The sequence below is a fragment of the Crossiella cryophila genome, from assembly GCF_014204915.1.
GTDB classification, from domain to species: Bacteria; Actinomycetota; Actinomycetes; order Mycobacteriales; family Pseudonocardiaceae; genus Crossiella; species Crossiella cryophila.
On sequence record NZ_JACHMH010000001.1, the window covers coordinates 8,739,105 to 8,757,512 of the forward strand.

The following is an 18,408-nucleotide window of genomic DNA, read 5'->3' on the forward strand; positions in this document are numbered from 1 at the left end:
GTCGGCGGCGTCAGCGGCCCACCAGGTCCCTGCTGATCAGCGAGGGCAGGTCGACGCCGCAGCGCTCGGCCAGTTCGCGCACCGAGTCCGGCAGCGGCAGCAGCTTGCGGATGTCCTTGGTCGACGGGACGCCCTCACTGCCCCCGATCAGGCTGTGCGGGGTGCTCAGCCCGGACAGCTGGTAGCTGCGCCAGGTCGGCGGCTTGCCCTCGGTGAAGGCCAGCGAACGACCGCTCCACAGCAGCAGCGCCATGGTGCGACGGTTGCTCACCACCACCGCGGTGCCGCCCTGCTTGCTGACCGCGGCGAAGTCGGTGATCATCCGGGCTGCCTCGCGCAGCGGTCGCCGGCATTCGCCGGTCACCACCCACGCGCCGTCCAGCCGGTCGATCTCGAACCCTCGCTCGCGCAAATCCTCCTGTACGGCCGCACTCGGCTCGTCCACCGAGTTCTCGGCCAGTTCCAACACCTGCTCGACCTCGGTCACCGTGGTCGTTCTCCCTTCGAACCGCCGAAAGTCCGGCAACAGCGGTTCCACCAACTCGGGCCTGCCGAACGCGGCCCATTCATAACAGCGCTCCCACGCGTGGCGCGCGGTCCGATCGGCGGCTGAGCCGCCCTGCAGATCGGCGTCCTGCAACAACAGGGCGAGGCAGGCGGCGAGCAGGGTGCTCAGCCGCGCCTGTGCCTGGTCGGGCAGTGCCTTCTGCTCGGTCTCGGTGGGGCACAGGGCCTGTGCCAGCTCGCCGAGACCGCTTCGCCAGTCGTCGTCGTGGCCCCACACGCCCGCGGCGATGAGGTCCAGGTAGAGGCAGGTGATCAGCATCCGCACCGGCAGCGGCGAGTCCGCGGTGATCGCGGCCAGCCAGCGGCGGGTGTGCCCGCGGACCTTGTCCCGGTCCTGCTCCGGGATCAGCAGGCCGCCGCCGTGGCCCTGCTCGGCCAGCTCGCCGACGGACCAGGCGGTGGGGCGCGGCTCGGGCAGCACGGACACCGCGCCGGGCAGCACGCGTTCGGCCAGCGGGGCGCCCAGCACCGAATGGGTGAACCCGGCGAAGGCGGCCCAATCCGGCCGGAACGGCAGTTGATCAGCGGTAAACTTGCCGAGGGTGTCGGTGAACCGGGCCAGGCGGGCCGGGTCGGCGAGCAGCTCCGCCGCGGGCCGGTCGGAGAGTCCCCAGTGGGCCAGGCCCTGGCTGCTGACCTGTTCGGCGCGGGACGCGCACGCGGTCAGGTCAATGACGTGCACGCCGGCGGAGGCGGTCCGGCGCTCGTCCACCAGTGCGCTCACCCGGAGCGCGACCCCCGGTTCCTCGGCGGGGATCCGGGCGCGCACGGGACCGTCGACGTACAGCTCGGCCGCGGGCACGCGATGGGCGGCGAGCCAGCCGTTGTCGGTCAGGGTTTCCACGATGACGCCGTGGGTGCCGCGCGGCACCAGGAACTCCACCACCGTAGTGTCGTCCTCGCGAAATGCGCCGAGCAGGCGGGGTCCCTTTGTGTCCTGGGCCACAACGGTTTTGGGCGGTAGTGGATCTCCATTGCCTTCCGGCGCAACGGTTGTCGCGTCCTCGGGCAGCACGGGTTCCGCGCGCGGGTGCAGACCGGCCAGCACGCAGTCCCCGCCGTCGGCGACCGAGCGCAGCAGCCCGGACTCGCTGAGGTGGCCGCCGGCCAGCGCGGTCCAGCGGCCGTTGGTGGCCTGCCACTCGATCAGCGTCGCGCCCGCGGGCGCGGTGCGGACCTCGCGCGGCTGGAGGTGTTCGGTGAGCGCGCGCACCGCGGCCGGGTCGGCGGCGGGCGCGGCGAGGCCGAGGACGCGGGTCGGTCCGGCGGGCAGCTGGGCGAGCAGCGGGCGGTCGAGGTTGCCGAGGAAGCGCAGTCCGGCTTCCCGGGTGCTGGCGGGCACCATGGCGATGGCGATCTCGTCCAGGGTGTCGGCCAGCCAGGACGGCAGGGTCAGCGCCTGCCCGAGGTCGGCCAGCCAGGTGCCGAGATCGGCGAGGGCCACCGGCCCGTCGTCCAGGCTGCCGCGCACGGCCAGCCACAGCCCGCCGCCCTGCCAGCCGGGCAGGGTCGGATCGCCGGAGCCGACCGCCACCCACACCCGGTCCTCGCCCAGCAGTACGGCGAGGCGGGGCAGGAACGCGCCCGCGCCCACGGCATGGCCGTGCTGGTAGGCGCGCCCGGCGAACCGGACGTCGCCCGGTTCGTGCTGGGCCGCCCCGTGCCCGGTGAGCACGGTGACGCGGGCGCCAAGGCTGCGGGCCCTTGGCAGGCAGTGGCGTTCGAGGAAGTCCAGGTCGACGGCGTGGCCGGTGATCAGCAGCTCGCGCAACGGGCCGGTCCACTCGGCGAGCAGGGACAGCGGCGTGCTCACGGGGAGACCTCCAGCAGTCGCGCGCCGAGCGGGGTGACGCCGAGGCCGTCGTCCTCGGTGCGGGAGAGGAGGTGGTGGCTGAGGGCGAGGTCGCCGAGGGTGTTGAGGCGGAGCGGAATCGGGGTGGGGTCTGTGGGGAGGAGGCGGCCGCGGTAGGTGCCGAGGGGGAGGTGGGGTGCGGTGGCGGGCGGGAGTGGGCTGCCGTCGACGGGGCCGGGCGAGCCTTGGTCGGTTCCGGCTGCTGCCTGGCCGGGCGAGGCCGGGTAGCCGGGTGGGGTGAGTTGGCCCGGTGGGATGGGGTGGCCGGTGACGAGGGCTGGGCCGGGCTGGTTGTGGCGGACCGCGATGCGGTGGGCCTGGGCCAGCATGTCCTCGACCAACTGCCTGCCGAGGGCTCGCAGGCTTTGGTGGGATTCCGCGCGGTGGGCCACGAATCCCGGGTCCAGGTAGACGCCGGTCTCGCCCAGGAAGGCGGCTTTGGCCTTGCCGCGCAACGACTCTGCTCGCCTGGCGCCGATCAGCAGGACGGCCAGCGCGCCGGGGATGGGGGGCCGGCGGGTCAGGGTGAGTTCGGCGGGGGCGGGGTGGCCCTGGGGGTCCGTGTGCGGGGGGAGGTCGGCGGTGAAGGCGGCGACCGTGACGTCCGGCAGGGACTGGGTGGTGAGTTCGTGGGGGTCGGGATGATCAGCGAGGGTGGCCCACCAGCGTCTCCAGGCATCTGCCGAGTGGCGTCTCAGCAGGATTCCTCGCCAGGTCTGGGCTGCTTCCAGGCCGCGGAGTACGGGGTCTTCGGTGAGGTGGGTGTCGTAGGCGACTGCTTGTTCGGCCGCTTCCTGCCAGTCCTCGGCTTCGGGGAGGAGCTGGGCCGCGCGGGCGAGCATCCGCAGGCTGGCCCGGCGTGGGCGGTCCTCGGCGGGCCAGGTATGTCGGCCGGTGAGGGTGAGCCACTCGGGGCCGGATCCGGACGGCGGGGAGATTCCGGGCAGGAGGCGGTCGAGGGCGGCCAAGACGGGGGCTTCGACGTTGAGGGGGTAGTGGGGGTAGCCGGGTGTGCCAAGTGGTTGGGTCCAGGTCGGACCGGACACCGCAGTGGCGTTGGGCACGCGCACCCCCTCGTCGATCTTCGGTTACCACCGTGTCACATCGCGACCCGGTTTCCCACCGAGAGCGGCCCGAGTGTGATCAGGCTCTGGCTCCCAGGCGGGCCACCGCCTCGATCACCCTGGCCGCGCCGTCCTCCTGAGTGACCCGGTCGGCGAGGGTCCTGGCGCGGCGGTGGTAGCCGGGGCCGCGGGCGGCGGCCTTGATCAACGTGGCCAGCTGGGGGGCGTTGATCTTCTTCATCGGGATGGCACCGGGGCTGACGCCCAGCTCGGCCAGGCGGGCGGCCCACATCGGCTGGTCGCCCAGTACCGGGACCACCACGGCGGGCACGCCCGCGCGCACGCCCGCGCCGGTGGTGCCCGCGCCGCCGTGGTGCACCACCGCGGCCATTCGCGGGAACAACCACTCGTGCGGCACGTCGCCGATGGCGAGCACGTGCTCGCCGGTGGCGGACAACTCGTTCCACCCGGCCTGGATCACCCCGCGCACCCCGGCCAGCCGCATCGCCTCGACCGCGAGCGCGGACAGCTCCTCGGCCCGGCCCACGGCCATGCTGCCGAAGGACAGGAACACCGGCGGCTCCCCCGCGGCCAGGAACTCGGCCAGCTCGGCGGGCGGCCGGTAGTCCGGGGACTGCCAGGGCCACCAGTAGCCGACCACCTCGGCCGCGGCCGGCCAGTCCGCCGGGCGGGGCAGCACCTGCGGGCTCCAGCCGTGCAGCACCGGCCAGCGGCCGCGGCGCACGTCGGTGTACAGCTCGCCGACATCGCGCACCCCCAGACCACGCAGGTACTGCTTGTACCCGGGCAGCAGCGGGCTGCTCGCCAGGGCGATCCCGCGCATCAGCGCGTGTCCGGCCAGGTTGCCGCGGTGGCCGAGGGTGCGTCCGGCCAGGGACACCGGCGGGAAGTCGCCGGAGGGCACGATGCCGCTGGGGAACAGTTCCAGCCCCAGGCTCGGCACCCCCGCGGCCTTGGCCGCCCAGTAGGCGTAGCCGAAGGCGGCGCGGTGGGTCAGCACCAGTTCCGCGCCCTCGATCGCCTGCTGGGTGCCCTGGCCGAGATCGCTGATCATCTTGCCGGCGAAGCGGATCTGCGCTGGCAGGGCGCGCAGCCCGGTGCCGTGGCGCTGGAAGTCCTGCCCGGCCCCGGTGGCGAAGTCCTCCCGGATGTTGCCGGGCATCTCCCGGAACCCCAGTCCGGCCGCCCGGATCATCGGCTCGTACAACCGTTGCGCGGCAAGCGAAACCTCGTGTCCGGCGGCCTGCAACCGACTGCCGAGACCGACATAGGGCGCGGTGTCCCCGCGCGAGCCCGCCGTGACGATCGCGATCCTCACGCCTTGTCCTCCAGTATCGTGATCGCCCCCGCCGGGCAGAGCTGCGCCGCCTCCTGGACCGCGGCGAACTGACTCGCCAGCGGTTCCGGGGTCAGCAGCAGCACCGTCCCGGCCTCCTCGTCCTGGTCGAAGACCGCGGGTGCGGTGAGGGCGCACATGCCCGCGCCGCAGCAGCGGCCGGTGTCGACCTCGATCCGCATCAGGACTCCCAGGTCACCGGCAGGCTGTGCACGCCGTAGATGCCCATCTTGGTGCGCATCGGGACCTCCTCGGCCGGCACCGCGAGCCGCAGCGTGGGGAAGCGCTCGAACAGCTTGCGGAACCCGATCCGCATCTCCACCCTGGCCAGCTGCTGGCCGAGGCACTGGTGCACGCCGTGTCCGAAGGCCAGGTGCCCGCTGGCATGCCGGTGCAGGTCCAGCTCGTCCGGGTGCTCGAACTTCGCCGGATCGCGGTTGGCCGTCGGCGTGTGCAGCACCAGGGCCTCGCCCTTGCGCACCTGGACCCCGCCGATCTCGACGTCCTCCAGCGCGGCCCGCTGCAGCCCGAAGTGGGTGATGGTCAGGTAGCGCAGCAGCTCCTCGACCGCCGAGTCCACCAGTTCCGGCTCCGCCTGCAACGCCTTGAGCTGCGCGGGATTGCGCAGCAGCGCGAACGCGCCGAGGGCCAGCATGTTCGCGGTGGTCTCGTGCCCGGCGGTGAGCAGCAGCACGGCGAAGGAGACCAGCTCCTCCTGGTCCAGCTCGCCACCGGTGACCAGCCCGCTGAGCAGGTCGTCAGCCGGTTCGGTCCGCTTGCGGTCGATCAGCTCGCTGAGGTAGCCCATGATCTCGCCGAAGGCGGCCATGGCCTCTTCGGCGCCGGTCTCCAGGTTCATCATCAGCTTGGTGCGCTCGTGGAAGACCCCGCGCTCGGCATAGGGCACGCCGAGCAGTTCGCAGATCACCAGGGACGGGATGGCCAGGGCGTAGTCGTGCACCAGTTCGGCCGGCGGGCCCTTGCGCGCCATGGCCTCCAGGTGTTCCTCGGCGATCTGCTCGATCCGCGGGACGAGCTGGTTCATCCGGCGCACGGTGAACTGGCCGGTGAGCAGTTTGCGGTAGTGGCTGTGCTCGGGCGCGTCCATCTGGATGAACATGCCGCGCGGCACCGGCGGCAGCCTCAGGCCCTTGAACCGCTGGATGTCGATCGGCAGGTGGCGCAGCTCGCCGCGGGAGCTGAACCGGGGGTCGGCCAGCACCTGGCGGGCCAGCGCGTGCCCGGTGACCACCCAGCCCAGGTGGTCGTCGGCGAACCGCATGCGGGCGATCGGCTCGGACTCCCTGAGCTGGCCGAGCCGTTCCGGCGGGTCGAAGGGACAGCCACTGGGCCGGGTGATGGGCAACGCGTTCGGCAACGAGATCGTCATGTCGCCAAGCTACAGACTTTTCACAAAGTCGTGAAGTTAATGTTCCGTATAAATCAGCCCGGCCCGGTGGACCTGTGGTCAGCGCGTGGTGTGCGCGCCGCCGTTGACGTTCAGCGTCTGCCCGGTGATGTGCCTGGCGCCCGCGGAGGCCAGGAAGTAGGTGGTCTCGGCGATGTCGGCGGGCTGTCCGGCCCGGCCGTTGTGGGTGGCCTCGATCAGCTGGACCTTGCGTTCCTCGCTGAGCTGACCGCGGAAGAACTCGGTCTCGGCGTGGTAGCCGGGCGAGATCAGGTTGGCGGTCAGCCCCTTCGGCCCCACCTCCGCGGACAGTCCGGCGGTCCACGCGGCCAGGGCCGCTTTCGCCGCACCGTAGGAGGTTGAGGCGTGCTCGGCCGCGATGGACCCGATGTTGACGATCGCGCCGCCGGGCCGCAGCCGGTCGAGCACGGCCTCGGTGGTGAGCACGGCGCTGAGCAGGTTGGCCTCCAGGTTGGCCAGCCAGGCGCCGCGCAGCTGTTCGAGGCGGGTGCCCGGCCGCTCGGTCCCGTCCAGGTCGGTGTTGCCGCCCGCCATGTTGACCAGCACGTCGAGGTCCGGCCCCAGCTCGCCGGCCAGCCGCGCGACCTGCCGCGGATCCGTTGCGTCGCAAGGGATCGCCTTGACGCCCAGCTCGGCGGCGACCCGGTCCAGGCGGTGCGTGTCGCGCCCGGTGATGAACACGGTGTCCTCGGCGGCGCGGAACCGGGCCGCGACCGCCTTGCCCAGTCCGCTGCCGCCACCGGTGACCAGCACGATTCGACTCATCACTACTCCCCAGTCTGCTATGTTTAGCACTAAACGTAGCAAGGGGGGTGGGCGCTTGTCCAAGGATCGCGAGACCGCGGGGTATCCCCTGGAGTCGACCTCGGCCTGGCCCGCGGCCGATATCGCCGCGGCGTGGCAACGGGAACTGCCCGGTGTGCGCACCGAGTCGATCGAGATCATCACGCCGGTGTGGCGGATCGCGAAGGTCCTGGCCGACGACCGGCGGCGCACCCTGGCCAGGCTCGGCGTCGATCCGTCCACTTTGGACCTGTTGAGCGTGATCAGGCGGTCCGGCCCGCCCTATGAACTCACCACCCGCGAGATCACCCGGCGGACGCTGATCACCGCGGGCGCGGTGTCGCAACGGATCGCCCGCGCCGAGGAGGCCGGTCTGGTGGCGCGGGCGCCGTCGACCGCCTCCCGGCGCGCGGTCGCGGTCAGCCTCACCGATGCCGGGCACCGGCTGATCGAAACCGTTGTGCGCCAACTGCTCGAGCACGAGGCCGAGCTGATCGCCGCGCTCTCCGCCGAGGAACGCGCCACCCTCACCGGTTTCCTGGCCCGGCTGGAGCAGACCCTGGTCCAGCCGGAACCGGAGTGACTCAGGCCGCGGCCGGCTCGGTCCGCCGCCGGATGGCCGGGCCGATGGCGAGTGCGCCCGCCGCGCCGAGCAGGCCGAGGACGAGGCAGCCGAACCAGGCCGCGGCGGGTCCGCCGTGCTGGTAGACCCAGGTGCCCAGCAGTGGTCCGGTGAACGCGGCGGCACTGAAGCCGAAGCCGATGGCGGCCTGATAGCGGCCGCGGGCGGCCGGTGGCGCGAGGTCGGCGGCGAGTGAGCCGAGCAGTCCGGCCATGGCGATCTCGCCGAGGGTCCACACGATCACGGTCAGCACGTACTCCAGTGCCGTGTCGGCCAGTCCGGTCAGCGCCATGCCCGCGCCGACCACGGCCCAGGCCACCGCGAGCACCCGCATCCGGTCGAACCTGGCCACCCAGGCGGCTGCGAGGGGTTGCAGGATGACGATGAGCACGCCGTTGACCGCGATGATGGTGCCGTACCCGGCCGCGCCGAGCCCGGAATCCTTGACCGCCAGGGGAATGATGACCTCGGCCTGGCTGTACACGGTGCCGTGCGCCAGCACCAGGAGCACCACGCCGAGCAGCAGCCGGTCCCGGAACAGCGCCCGCAGACCGGACTTCGGACCGTCCACAGTGGACTTGACCAGGCGTTCGGCCGAGCGCGGGATACCCAGCAGGACGATGATCGCGAAGGCGGTGCAGCCGGTGGCGTTGAGCGCGAACAGCAGCCAGTAGCCCGCGCCCGCGAGGTGTCCGGCCATCACACTGGCCACCGAGAAGCCGAGGTTGAGGGCCCAGAACTGGAGGCCGTAGGCCTTGGTGAGCAGTGGGCGCTCGACCACGTCGGCGATCAGCGTGGCGGCGGCCGGGCGGAAGATGTCGGCCGCCACGCCGTGCAGGAAGGCCGCGGTGATCAGCAGCGGCAGGCCCTGCGCGGCGCCGAGGAAGGTGAGGCAGGCCGCGCTGGCGAGCAGGCCGAGCACCAGGGTGAACCGGCGGCCGACCCGGTCGGTGAGCACGCCGCCGACGGGCTGGCTGATCAGCGCGCCCACGCCCTTGGCCGCCAGCACCAGGCCGACCTGTTCCAGCGGGATGCCGATCGCGGTGAGGTAGAGGACCAGGAAGCCGGAGACCACGCCGCCGATGCGGTTGACCAGGGTGCCGTAGAACAGGATCCAGAACGGGCGCGGCAGGCCGGCGAACGGGCCGGTGCGCGCCGGGCGGGGCAGGGTGGTCTCGGTGGTCACGGGCTGATCCTGAGCCCCTTACCCAGCCATCTCGGAATGATTTAGACTCAGCTAAAACATGGGGGTGGCGGCATGCCTGAGCTGGCATTGGAGTTCTCCGTCGACGATCTGGCGCGGACCCGGTTCGCGTTCTCGCCGCTGTGGGAGACCGTGGTCAGCGTGCGGGTGCTCAAGACCCCCGGCGAGCACGCGCTGCACTTCCCGTGGCTGCGCGAGACCCGCGACCGGCTGGCCGCCACCGGCCTGGACGTCAGTCCACTGGCCGACCTGATCCCCGGTCCGCACAGTGGTTTCCCGGACTTCCTGACCCCGCCGCCGGACACCGCGGTGCCGGACTTCGACGCCGAGCTGGCGCTGATGGCCACGGCCAGTCCCGAGCAGATCCGCAAGGACCTGGACTTCTTCGAGTACCCGCCGACCGCGACCTTCGCCCACCGGCTGCACGCCGACCCTGACCGGCTGAGCGAGCTGGTCACGGTGCTGCGGGCCTACTGGGAACTGGCCATCGAGCCGTACTGGCCGCGGCTGCGGGACCTCCTGGAGGCCGAGGTGCACTTCCGCGCCAAGCGGCTCACCCAGGGCGGGCACCAGCTGCTGTTCGAGGACCTGCACCCGCACGTGCGCTGGGCTGGCGGAATCCTGCGGGTGGACCGGCGCTGCTGCGTGCTGACCCGCAAGCTCACCGGCGACGGCCTGCTCATGGTGCCCTCGGTGTTCACCTGGCCGGACGCGCTGACCATGGTCGAGGGCAACTGGCAGCCGACCCTGTTCTACCCGCCGCGCGGCATCGCCACCCTGTGGGACCACCGCGAGGGCAAATGCCCGCCGGAAGCCCTCGCCGGGGTGCTCGGCAGGTCCAGGGCGACCCTGTTGCTGGCGCTGGGCGATCCGTTGTCCACCACCGATCTGGCCCGCCGCACCGGCCTGACCGCGGGCGGGGTGTCCCAGCACCTGGGCGCGCTGAGCGCGGCCGGGCTGGTCACCGGGCACCGCCTGGGCAGGCAGGTCAAGTACACCCGGACCAGGGTGGGCGAACTGCTGGTGTCAGCGCCCCGTTAGCCGGGCCACGATCGCGGCCAGCACCGGTTCCGGCACCGGCCCGGCCAGGTGCACCTGCTGCGCGGAGTCGTCCCGCAGCCCGATCCACACCTGCTCGGCCCCGTCCCGCGCCACCGGCCGCCCGGCCACGCTGTCCTGGTAACCGCGGTCGCGACTGGCCTGGGTCATGGTGGCCACCACCCGCGTGGTCCGGGTGCGGAGCGTGCACACCCCGCGCGGCTCGGCCACCGGCTCACCGCCGAGGGCCTCCCGCAGGATCAGGCACAACTGTTCCGCCGCGACCGGGTACGGCTGATCGGCCACCCCGAGTCCCGGCACCGGCTGCCGAGGGGTCAGCGGCACGATCTCGCCCCGGTCGTTGAGCCGCGGCAGCTCCGGTCCTTCTCCCCCGGCCCGCCGCAGCATCGCCTCGGCCAGGGTTTTGGCGATCTGCCCGGTCTGGCCCTGCTCGTCGGTGGCGCCGTTCTCGCGCAGCCGCACGGTGACGCTCAACGTGGGCCGCAGGCCGGGATAGCGCTTGGCGACCTCCTCGGTGACCAGCTCCACGTCGAGATCGCTGGCCGCCTGCTGCCGGTCCACCCTGGCCCGGCGGCCCGCGACCGTGTCCGCGCCGGTGACCAGGTCGTTGGACAGCCGCGCGGTCAGCTCGAACCGGGCCGAGACCACGTGGCACCGGTCGGTCAGGAACACCTCGGTGCGCACCTCGCCCTGGAGTGCGCCGGTCCAGTCCTCGGGCGCCGGGGCGGTGCAGAGCACGTGGCCCGCGGTGAGTTCGGGCAGGTAGCCGAGCAGCTGACCGGCGGGCATCGGGACCTGGCGGACCGGGGCGCCCTGCGGGGTGGGCCAGGTGGCGGGCAGGGTCGGCGAGGGAGCTGGCGGTGGGGGTTCGCTGCCGCACGCCGACAGGCCGAGCACGACGGCGATCAGGATCCCGCTCCAGCGACCTCGCATCTCCACAGCATGTCAGCGCGCGGCGGTCCCGGTCAGCACCTCGGCCACCTCGGCCGCCGAGGGCATCGCCGCGATCTCCCGCCCGAGCCGCGCCGCACCCGCCCGGATCCCGTCCTCGGTCAGGCACCGGAGCACCGCGGCGGCGACCTCGCCCGGCTGGTGCACGGCCAGGCCCGCGCCCACCGCGGTCACCCGTTCGGCCTGCCGGAACTGGTCCGCGCCCTGGGGCACCACCACCAGGGGCAGGCCGCGGGCGAGGGTGGCCAGGGTGGTGCCGGCGCCACCGTGCGTGACGACCACGTCCGCCTCGGCCAGCAGGTCGGACAGCGGGGTGAACGCGACGAAGTGCACGTTGGCGGCTGGCGCGTCGAAGTCGGCGTCGGCCGCGAGGCCCTGGGTGACCAGGATGTCCACGTCCAGGGTGGCGATCTCGCGCAGCAGTGGGTTGACCACCTTGGGGCCGCCGAAGACGGTGCCGAAGGTGACCAGCGCGCGCGGGCGGGATCCCTTGTCCGGCAACGGGTTGGCCGGGGCGCCGGGCTGGGTGTGCGGTTCGGGACGCAGCAGCAGGCGCGGGGCAGGGGGTTGCCAGTCCGGGTAGTTGAGGGTGGGCGGGCAGGTGTCGAGGTAGTAGATCGGGGCCCGCGGGGTCAGGGCGTGCTGGGTGTAGCTGGGGATCGCGCCCTGGTCGAGGGCTTCGGTGCGGTCGTCGGGGCGGCGGGTGCCGTAGGAGAACATGACGGCTGGCACGTCCAGCGCGGCGGCGACGAACGGGCCGAGGTAGTCGGCCATCTCGTGCACGACCAGGTCCGGTTTCCAGTCCCTTGCCAGGCTCAGCGCGGGTTCGGCGGACAGGTCGAGGCGGGCGCCGACGAAGAAGTCGACCTCGGCCGCCGGGGTGAACTCACGGGTCAGGTCCACGCCGGTGCGGCGGTGCACCTCGGCGAGCAGCTCGGTCTGGGACGGGCCCGCGGCGAGCAGTTCCAGGCCCTCGGCCTCGACCAGCGGGCGCACCTGCTCCGGCGCCAGCACGGCCACCTGATGGCCTTCCAGCGCGCACGCCCTGGCCAACGGGAACAGCGGCAGCAGGTGGCCGTGGCCGGCACTGGAGGAGAAGAGGACTCGCACGAAGTCCAACGTAGACAGTGGTTCCGGCCCGCCGGGCGAGCGCGGGGCGGTGTGCCCCTTTGGCCATCCATCGCGGCACCTCGGGGGCGGTCATTCCCGGAGTTCGTCCCACCACCAGGACACGGTGGAGTACGGCAGCGGGTCCGGCCGGGGGTCCAGCGGGCGCTCGGACCAGCCGGGGGTGCCAAGGCCCTGATACCGCGGAACGCGCAGCGCCCAGTCGATGTTGCCGCGGATGCCGTGCCCCAGACAGTCCACATAGGACCGCAGTGGGGCCGAGCCACCGCGCCGGACCCGGTGTGAGAGCCGGAGGAACAGGCTCATCAGGCGGTCGCGCAGGCACACCGCGGCGTGCACGGCCTGTTCCAGGGAATGCGGGGACTCGTGCAGCAGCACGGTGACCACGTTCTGCTCGGTCTGACCCAGCAGGCGTTCCTTGCGGTAGGAGTGCAGATCGTTGTCCAGGGCGGCGACCAGGCTGGCGCAGTCGGTCAGCGCGCGCACCCGCGGCGAGTCCATCTCGGCCGAGGGGACCTCCGCGCCGAGGCCGATCTCCAGCATGGCCATGGTGGGCGCGCCGCCGCAGGTGCCAAGGCGCAGCCGCAGGTACTCGTCCAGGCCGGGCATGTGGTCACCGGCGCGGTTGGCCACCTGCCAGGCCACGCCGAGCAGCCAGCGGCGGTGCGCCTCGGTGAACCGGCGGACCTGGGTGGGGGTGGCGCAGCCGCGGAAGCGGGCGCCGATGTCGTGCAGGGCCAACGCGTACGGGTCGTCCAGGCCGGGGCCGCCGGGGGTCTCCAGCGCGTGCTGGACCCTGGTGGCCTCCGGCAGGAACCGGCCGGGGCTGCTGGCCAGCGCGCCGGTGTCGCAGCGGGTGTCGTCGAAGGCGAAACCCCAGTAGACCCACAGGGTCGCGGCGAGCACGTTGTGCGTGACGCCCTGCGGCACGAAGCGGCAGAAGAACTCGGCGCTGCGGGTGCCGAGCAGACGTTTGCGCGACACCCCCGGCAGCGCCATCCGGTCCAGCCAGGCCACGGCCCGGGTCTCGATGTCGGCCACCGCGGGGTGCAGGGCGGGCTCGATCGGGCAGTAGAACGGCAGCAGCTCGAGGCCCTGCTCCACCGGTTGGGTCACTCCCGCTCGACCTCCATCCGCTCGGCCAGCGCCATGGCCTCCTCGATCAGGGTTTCCGCGATCCGGTGCTCGGGCACGGTCTTGATCACCTTGCCGCGGACGAAGATCTGGCCCTTGCCGTTGCCGGAGGCGACGCCCAGGTCGGCCTCACGCGCCTCGCCCGGCCCGTTGACCACGCAGCCCATCACCGCCACCCGCAGCGGCACCGACATGCCCTCCAGCGCCGCGGTGACCTCTTCGGCCAGCTTGTACACGTCCACCTGGGCCCGGCCGCAGGACGGACACGAGACGATCTCCAGTCCGCGTTCGCGCAGCCCGAGGGATTCCAGGATGCCGATGCCGACCTTCACCTCCTCCACCGGCGGCGCGGACAGCGAGACCCGGATGGTGTCGCCGATGCCCTCGCCCAGCAGCGCGCCGAAAGCGGCGGCGGACTTGATGGTGCCCTGGAAGGCCGGTCCGGCCTCGGTCACGCCCAGGTGCAGCGGGTAGTCGCACTGCGCGGCGAGCTGACGGTAGGCGTTGACCATCACCACCGGGTCGTGGTGCTTCACCGAGAGCTTCAGGTCGGTGAACCCGTGTTCCTCGAACAGCGAGCACTCCCACAGCGCCGAGGCGACCAGGGCCTCCGGGGTGGCCTTGCCGTACTTGCGCAGCAGCCGCTGATCCAGTGAACCGGCGTTCACCCCGATCCGGATCGGCACGCCCGCGTCCCCGGCGGCCTTGGCGATGGCGCCGACCTGGTCGTCGAACTGGCGGATGTTGCCGGGGTTGACCCGCACCGCGGCGCAGCCCGCCTCGATGGCGGCGAAGACGTATCTGGGCTGGAAGTGGATGTCGGCGATCACCGGCAGCGAGGACTTGCGGGCGATCTCCGGCAGCGCGTCCGCGTCGTCCTGACTCGGCACCGCCACCCGCACCAGCTGGCAGCCCGCCGCGGTCAGCTCGGCGATCTGCTGGAGGGTGGCGTTCACATCCGCGGTCGGCGTGGTGGTCATCGACTGCACGCTGATCGGCGCGTCGCCGCCCACACCCACCGAGCCCACCCGCAACGCCCGGCTGGGCCTGCGACTGGCGAGCGGCACCGGCGGCAGCACCGGCATTCCGAGGGACACAGCGGACACAATTCCTCCTTCACCGCCGTACCGCGGAAAGCACGACGACAGGACGCACTGGTGGGGGAAGAGGGTTCGATCGAATGACACCCAACATCGGATGGCAGGGAGCCTAAGTCACGAAGTCGGCAGGTCAGCGCGTTGCCAAGCGCGTTCACACGAATTCGTGATGGCTCACTCGTTTGCCGCAGACTGGGCCGTTCGGGGAGATCATTACCGGCCGGAAACCCGCGAATGGCCGCTGTACACCAACGGATCCCACTGCTGGCGGACCACCACACCGGTCGGCCCACCCGGCTGGATGACAGGCTGGCGTTGGAATTGCCGAACCCTTAGTCACCCTCCGCGAAATATCGGGGAAGAATCAGGGTCCGAACCGACTTTCGACTGCTCTTTCTTCGAGCTTTTGTCAATGCGACACCGCACACTTGATGAATCTGGAACATGGAGTGCATGCGACATCCCGGGAAGAGAACCGTGCCTGCCGCCGCGCTCGCGGCCGCCCTGCTGGCACTGGGCACCCCCGCCCTCGCCGACCCCGCCGCCACCCCGCCCGGCCCGCCGCAGGCCGGGGCGAGCACCGGCGGGACCGAGCCGCGGCGGATCACCCTGGTCACCGGCGACCTGGTGCACGTCAACGCCCAGGGCGCGCCGGTGCGCTTCGAGGCAGGGCCGGGCCGGGAGGGCATGTCCTTCCGGCGCTGGACCGAGCACGGGCAGTGGCAGCTCCGGCCTGCCGACGCCGACCCGCTGATCAGCTCGGGCCGGGTGGACCCTCGGCTGTTCAACATCAGCCTGCTGCTGGAGTCCGGCTACGAGGACGCCAAGCGCCAGGACGTGCCGCTGCTGGTGGCCGGGGACGGCGCCCGCTCGGCGCCGCAGGCGCTGACCGGCACCACCCGGACCAGGGAGCTGCCCGCGCTGGGGCTGGCCGCGGTGTCCGCGCCCAAGAACAGCACCGGCGGCACCTGGAACTCGATCAAGGACCAGGCCAGGGGCCGGGCGGCGGGCAAGGTGTGGCTCAACGCCACCCTGAAGTACTCGCTGCACCAGAGCGTGCCGCTGATCGGCGCGCCCGCGGCCTGGCAGGCCGGGCACACCGCCAAGGACGTGCCGGTCGCGGTGCTGGACAGCGGTATCGACGTGGACCACCCGGACTTCGCCGGGGTGCTCCAGCAGGCCAAGGACTTCTCCAACTCCCCGCACGGCATCAAGGACACCATCGGCCACGGCACGCACGTCTCCTCCATCGTGGCGGGCAACGGCGCGGCCGGGGGCGGCAAGCAGGTCGGCGTGGCCAAGGACGCCAAGCTGTTCTTCGGCAAGGTCGGCGATCAGGGCCCGACCGAGGACGCGGCGCTGGCCGGCATGACCTGGGCCGCGGTCGAGCACAAGGCCAAGGCCGTGAACATGAGCTTCGGCCTGGCCCAGCACCAGCCGGACCCGGTGAGCGAGGCCATCGAACGCCTCTCCGCCGCGCACGGCACGCTGTTCGTGATCGCCGCGGGCAACAGCGGCGAGCACGCCCCGGTGGGTCACCCGGCGACCACCGACGCCGCGCTCGCGGTGGCCAGCTCCACCAAGGACGGCCAGCTCAGCGACTTCTCCTCGCGTGGGCCGAGGGCCGGGGACTACGGCCTCAAGCCGGAGATCACCGCGCCGGGCAGCGATATCGTTGCGGCCAAGGCGGATTCGGCCGGTGGCGAGCGGTACGTGGCCATGTCGGGCACCTCGATGGCCGCCCCGCACCTGACCGGCGCGGCCGCGGTGCTGGCCGGGGCGCACCCGGACTGGAGCGCGGCCCGGCTCAAGGCCGCGCTGATGAGCACGGCCAAACCCCTCGCCGGGGTCTCCGTGCACGGCCAGGGCGCCGGCGTGGTCGACCTGGACCGCGCCACCAAGCAGAAGGTCACGGCAGAGCAGGGCGGGTTCTCCCTCGGCTACTTCCGGTGGCCGCACCAGGGTCAGCAGCCCGCGAGCAAGGACGTGGTCTACCGCAACGACGGCGACACCCCGGTCACCCTGGACCTCGCACTGTCCATTTCGGACAAGCAGGGCGGCGCACCCGACCCGGACCAGTTCAAGCTGAGCGGCCAGCGGATCACCGTGCCCGCCAAGGGATCCGAGAAGGTCGGCATCACCGTCGACCCCGGCAAACGGGTCGGGCTCTACGGCGGCTGGCTCACCGCGAAATCCGGTGACGTCGAGGTGCGCACCGCGGTCAGCTCCTATGTGGAGGAAGAGCGCTACGACCTCACGGTCAAGGTCACCGGCCGGGACGGCAAGCCCGCCGCGACCACCGGCGAGGTCACCGTGAGCGGTCTGGACAACGACCTCCGGCAGACCCTGGAGCTGAGCGCCGACGGCACCGGCACCGTGCGCGCGGCCAAGGGCGACTACCTGGTCACCAGCACGGTCAAGGAGCACGGTCCGCGGGGCAGGTACGACGCCGACCCGGTCTCGCTGACCCAGCAGGTCGCGCCCCGGCTGCGACTGGACAAGAACATCAGCCTGCACGCGGACGCGCGCACCGCGAAACGGGTCGAGGTCGAACTGGACGACCCGAGCCTGCGGATCGCCGGGATCGAGCTGAGCCCCTTGCACGGCAAGGGATCGGCCAAGGACCCGTGCTGCACCCCGACCGATTTCCCGGCCTACACCGACACCGACGCGCCGGTCTACCTCGGCTCACTCGGCGGTTCGGTCGAGCACTTCCGGCACCTCACCCACGTCACCGCGGTCCGGCCCGAGATCAGCGCGGAGATCGTTGCCCCGCAACGGCATCCGCTGGGCCTGTGGCGCAACCGGGCCTCACCGCAGCTACTCGGCGAGCACCTGCTGCCGGTCCTCGACGTCAAGGCCGGCACCCCGGCGGACCTGGCAGGCAAGGACCTCAAGGACAAACTGGTCCTGCTGACCCCGCCCACCGGCGAACCGGCCAACGACAAGGTGGCCGCCATCGGCGCCGCGGGTGCGAAGGCCGTGCTGCTGACCGAGCCCTCCCGGCTCAGGCGCGGCAAGCAGCCGGTGGTGGTGCTCAGCGCCGCCGAACACCGCCTGGGCACGCTGCGCGAACTGCTCGGCAAGGGCCCGGTGTCGATGCGGCTCAACGGGATCAGCACCAGCCCGATCAGCTATGACCTGGCGTTCACCAGTTCAGGCAAGATGGCCGAGGGCGGCAGGCTGCGCGCGCACCGGCACGAGCTGACCAGGATCGAATCCAGCTACCGCGAGGACGGCCACCACACCACGGTCCGTCCTGCCTGGCGACCGGGTCTGGACGGGCGCACCGCGGTGGCCATGCCGGAGAGCTACCCGTTCCGCCTCGGCGCGCCGCCGGTGCCGCTGGGCGCGACCCGCACCGAGTACGTCACCCCGGGCTGGTGGCACAAGGACAGCGAACTCGGCGACGGCTTCGGGGCCGAGCCCAGCGGCGGGGACACCCAGCAGATCGAGGTGGCCGCGACCCGCTTCGGCCGGTACGGCACGCACCGCCGCGAGTACAACGCAGGCCCGCTCGCGGTCCGGTCACCGCACGGTCGCGGCGGGCTGGTCCGCCGCGGCGACGAGATCAGCTTGCAGCACAACCTGTTCGTGCCCCAGCCCGCCGCACCCGGCGCGCCTGGGCAGCACGGGCGGGTCGCCTACCCGGCGACCACCGGCGAGACCACGTTGTCCGCCGGCGGCAAGGTGATCGGCACCTACGGCTCGCCGGCCAGCGGTTACTGGCAGATCCCGACCGGTCCGGCCACCTACGAGATCAGCACCAAGGGCACCTACGGCGGCCGGACGGTGCAGGCGGGCTGGACCTTCCGCTCCGACACCACCGCCCAGCCCACCCCGGTCCGGCTGCTGCACGTGACCCCGCAACTCGCCCTGGACACCGAGAACACCGCCCAGGCCGGGAAAACGCTGCCGGTGACGGTGTCGGTGCGGGACGGCGAGGGGGCCGTGCAGGCCACCCTGGCGGTCAGCCTGGACGGGACCAACTGGCAGAACGTGGTGCTGCGCAAGGCAGGCACGGACTTCACCGGCACACTGCCCGCACTGGGCAAGGCCGGTGACGTGGTCTGGCTGAGGCTGACGGCCGAGGACGGCTCGGGCGCCAAGGCGAACCAGACCCTGCACCGCGCCTACACCCTGCGCTGAACTGACAGGCCG

Annotated in this window: 14 protein-coding genes; 3 read left to right on the plus strand and 11 right to left on the minus strand. The window is 72.3% G+C overall.

The genetic code is table 11. The annotated features are described in order from the left end of the window. Nucleotides 1-10 precede the first annotated feature (10 nt). From HNR67_RS37545 to HNR67_RS37570, 6 genes are all read right to left on the minus strand, one after another. A complete protein-coding gene (locus tag HNR67_RS37545; RefSeq protein WP_185007862.1) occupies nt 11-2,380 on the minus strand; it encodes a hypothetical protein in 2,370 nt (789 codons plus the stop codon). After that, nucleotides 2,377-3,483 (minus strand): hypothetical protein, encoded by a 1,107-nt coding sequence (locus HNR67_RS37550; protein ID WP_185007864.1) that lies wholly within the window; start codon nt 3,481-3,483, stop codon nt 2,377-2,379. Before HNR67_RS37550 ends, HNR67_RS37545 begins: the two co-directional genes overlap by 4 nt. 79 nt (nt 3,484-3,562) lie before the next feature. Continuing rightward, entirely contained in the window at nt 3,563-4,822 is a 1,260-nt protein-coding gene (locus HNR67_RS37555; RefSeq protein WP_185007866.1) for a glycosyltransferase, read from the minus strand. Next, complete coding sequence (locus HNR67_RS37560; protein WP_185007868.1) at nt 4,819-5,022, minus strand: ferredoxin; 204 nt, start codon at nt 5,020-5,022, stop codon at nt 4,819-4,821. The genes HNR67_RS37555 and HNR67_RS37560 overlap by 4 nt, the downstream gene beginning before the upstream one ends. Continuing rightward, nucleotides 5,022-6,230, minus strand: coding sequence for a cytochrome P450 (locus tag HNR67_RS37565; protein WP_185007870.1), 1,209 nt, complete (start codon nt 6,228-6,230; stop codon nt 5,022-5,024). Before HNR67_RS37565 ends, HNR67_RS37560 begins: the two co-directional genes overlap by 1 nt. Nucleotides 6,231-6,308: 78 nt before the next feature. Further along, a complete protein-coding gene (locus tag HNR67_RS37570; protein ID WP_185007873.1) occupies nt 6,309-7,034 on the minus strand; it encodes an SDR family NAD(P)-dependent oxidoreductase in 726 nt (241 codons plus the stop codon). A 55-nt stretch (nt 7,035-7,089) separates the two neighbouring features. Between HNR67_RS37570 and HNR67_RS37575 the strand changes: the two genes are divergently transcribed. After that, on the plus strand, nt 7,090-7,635 hold the full coding sequence (locus tag HNR67_RS37575) for a MarR family winged helix-turn-helix transcriptional regulator (RefSeq protein ID WP_246492682.1): 546 nt from the start codon (nt 7,090-7,092) through the stop codon (nt 7,633-7,635). A 1-nt stretch (nt 7,636) separates the two neighbouring features. Here HNR67_RS37575 and HNR67_RS37580 read toward each other — a convergent pair whose 3' ends face one another. Next, the gene (locus tag HNR67_RS37580) at nt 7,637-8,860 is read right to left on the minus strand and encodes an MFS transporter (protein WP_185007877.1); all 1,224 of its coding nucleotides are present in this window, start codon (nt 8,858-8,860) and stop codon (nt 7,637-7,639) included. A gap of 72 nt (nt 8,861-8,932) precedes the next feature. Here HNR67_RS37580 and HNR67_RS37585 point away from each other — a divergent pair, with 72 nt between their 5' ends. Next, nucleotides 8,933-9,919: an ArsR/SmtB family transcription factor gene (locus HNR67_RS37585; RefSeq protein ID WP_185007879.1), complete on the plus strand. Its 987-nt coding sequence runs from the start codon at nt 8,933-8,935 to the stop codon at nt 9,917-9,919. On the opposite strand, the gene HNR67_RS37590 is transcribed toward HNR67_RS37585, so the two are convergent. From HNR67_RS37590 to ispG, 4 genes are all read right to left on the minus strand, one after another. Beyond that, on the minus strand, nt 9,905-10,870 hold the full coding sequence (locus tag HNR67_RS37590; protein ID WP_185007881.1) for a hypothetical protein: 966 nt from the start codon (nt 10,868-10,870) through the stop codon (nt 9,905-9,907). The two genes, HNR67_RS37585 and HNR67_RS37590, sit on opposite strands and share 15 nt — an antisense overlap. Before the next feature lie 12 nt (nt 10,871-10,882). After that, a complete protein-coding gene (locus HNR67_RS37595) occupies nt 10,883-11,998 on the minus strand; it encodes a glycosyltransferase (RefSeq protein ID WP_185007883.1) in 1,116 nt (371 codons plus the stop codon). 90 nt (nt 11,999-12,088) lie between these two features. Then, nucleotides 12,089-13,132 carry a terpene synthase family protein gene (locus HNR67_RS37600; RefSeq protein ID WP_312988967.1) on the minus strand — a complete coding sequence of 348 codons (1,044 nt, stop codon included), beginning with the start codon at nt 13,130-13,132 and terminating at the stop codon, nt 12,089-12,091. Further along, the gene (ispG, locus tag HNR67_RS37605) at nt 13,129-14,235 is read right to left on the minus strand and encodes a flavodoxin-dependent (E)-4-hydroxy-3-methylbut-2-enyl-diphosphate synthase (protein WP_221491304.1); all 1,107 of its coding nucleotides are present in this window, start codon (nt 14,233-14,235) and stop codon (nt 13,129-13,131) included. Before ispG ends, HNR67_RS37600 begins: the two co-directional genes overlap by 4 nt. A gap of 465 nt (nt 14,236-14,700) precedes the next feature. Between ispG and HNR67_RS37610 the strand changes: the two genes are divergently transcribed. Next, a complete protein-coding gene (locus HNR67_RS37610) occupies nt 14,701-18,396 on the plus strand; it encodes a S8 family peptidase (RefSeq protein ID WP_185007887.1) in 3,696 nt (1,231 codons plus the stop codon). Nucleotides 18,397-18,408: the final 12 nt, after the last annotated feature.

Coding starts and splice junctions, on each gene's coding strand:
- HNR67_RS37560 (WP_185007868.1), bottom strand. CDS start 5,022: ATGCGGATCGAGGTCGACACCGGCCGCTGCTGCGGCGCGGGCATGTGC.
- HNR67_RS37565 (WP_185007870.1), bottom strand. CDS start 6,230: ATGACGATCTCGTTGCCGAACGCGTTGCCCATCACCCGGCCCAGTGGC.
- HNR67_RS37570 (WP_185007873.1), bottom strand. CDS start 7,034: ATGAGTCGAATCGTGCTGGTCACCGGTGGCGGCAGCGGACTGGGCAAG.
- HNR67_RS37585 (WP_185007879.1), top strand. CDS start 8,933: ATGCCTGAGCTGGCATTGGAGTTCTCCGTCGACGATCTGGCGCGGACC.
- HNR67_RS37590 (WP_185007881.1), bottom strand. CDS start 10,870: ATGCGAGGTCGCTGGAGCGGGATCCTGATCGCCGTCGTGCTCGGCCTG.
- ispG (WP_221491304.1), bottom strand. CDS start 14,235: ATGCCGGTGCTGCCGCCGGTGCCGCTCGCCAGTCGCAGGCCCAGCCGG.
- HNR67_RS37610 (WP_185007887.1), top strand. CDS start 14,701: ATGCGACATCCCGGGAAGAGAACCGTGCCTGCCGCCGCGCTCGCGGCC.